Consider the following 1,402-nt stretch of genomic DNA (forward strand, 5'->3'; position numbering starts at 1 on the left):
GGCCAAGGACAACGAGCTGCCCGATGCCATCCTCACCGAGTCAGGGCTGAAAATCACCCCGCTGGATGCGGCGGTGCCGGATCGGGCGCAGGCGCTGATCGACCAAACCAGCCAGTTACTGCCGCGCATCAAGATCACCGAACTGCTGATGGACGTGGACGACTGGACGGGCTTCAGCCGCCACTTCACCCACTTGAAGGACGGGGCCGAGGCCAAAGACAGGACGTTGCTGCTGTCCGCAATCCTCGGTGATGCGATCAACCTCGGGCTGACCAAGATGGCCGAGTCGAGCCCCGGCCTGACCTACGCCAAGCTGTCCTGGCTGCAAGCCTGGCACATCCGCGACGAAACCTATTCGGCGGCCTTGGCCGAGCTGGTCAACCACCAGTATCGCCACGCCTTTGCCGCCCACTGGGGCGACGGCACGACCTCATCCTCCGATGGCCAGCGCTTCCGCGCGGGTGGCCGGGGCGAGAGCACCGGGCACGTCAACCCGAAGTACGGTAGCGAGCCGGGACGGCTGTTCTATACCCATATCTCCGACCAGTACGCGCCGTTCAGCACCCGCGTGGTGAATGTCGGCGTCCGCGATTCCACCTATGTGCTCGACGGCCTGCTGTACCACGAGTCCGACCTGCGGATCGAGGAGCACTACACCGACACGGCCGGCTTCACCGATCACGTCTTTGCCCTGATGCACCTGCTAGGCTTCCGCTTCGCGCCGCGCATCCGCGACCTCGGCGAAACCAAGCTGTACGTGCCGCAGGGCGTGCAAGCCTACCCGACGTTGCGCCCGCTGATCGGCGGCACCCTGAACATCAAGCACGTGCGTGCCCACTGGGACGACATCCTGCGCCTGGCCAGCTCGATCAAGCAGGGCACCGTCACCGCCTCGCTGATGCTGCGCAAGCTCGGCAGCTACCCGCGCCAGAACGGACTGGCCGTGGCCCTGCGCGAGCTGGGCCGGATCGAGCGCACGCTGTTCATCCTGGACTGGCTGCAAAGTGTTGAACTGCGCCGCCGCGTGCATGCCGGCCTGAACAAAGGTGAGGCGCGCAACTCGCTGGCCAGGGCGGTGTTCTTCAACCGCCTTGGGGAAATCAGGGATCGGAGCTTCGAGCAGCAGCGCTACCGGGCCAGCGGCCTCAACCTGGTGACGGCGGCTATCGTGCTGTGGAACACGGTGTACCTGGAACGCGCCACCCAGGGGTTGGTCGAGGCCGGCAAGCCGGTGGACGGCGAGCTGCTGCAATTCCTGTCGCCGCTGGGCTGGGAGCACATCAACCTAACCGGCGATTACGTCTGGCGGCAGAGCCGCAGACTGGAAGACGGGAAGTTTCGGCCCTTACGGATGCCCGGAAAACCTTAGCGTACGATTTTTTCCGAATTCTGCGGGCTCCCC

Annotated in this window: 1 pseudogene; it reads left to right on the plus strand. The window is 65.1% G+C overall.

The window, feature by feature from the left end:
• Positions 1-1,369, plus strand: a pseudogene (locus tag ACJHX4_RS26685) (Tn3-like element TnAs1 family transposase); the annotation flags it as partial.
• Between the last annotated feature and the right edge of the window lie 33 nt (positions 1,370-1,402).

This window comes from Escherichia sp. WS2035 (assembly GCF_046487065.1).
GTDB classification, from domain to species: domain Bacteria; phylum Pseudomonadota; class Gammaproteobacteria; order Enterobacterales; family Enterobacteriaceae; genus Escherichia; species Escherichia coli.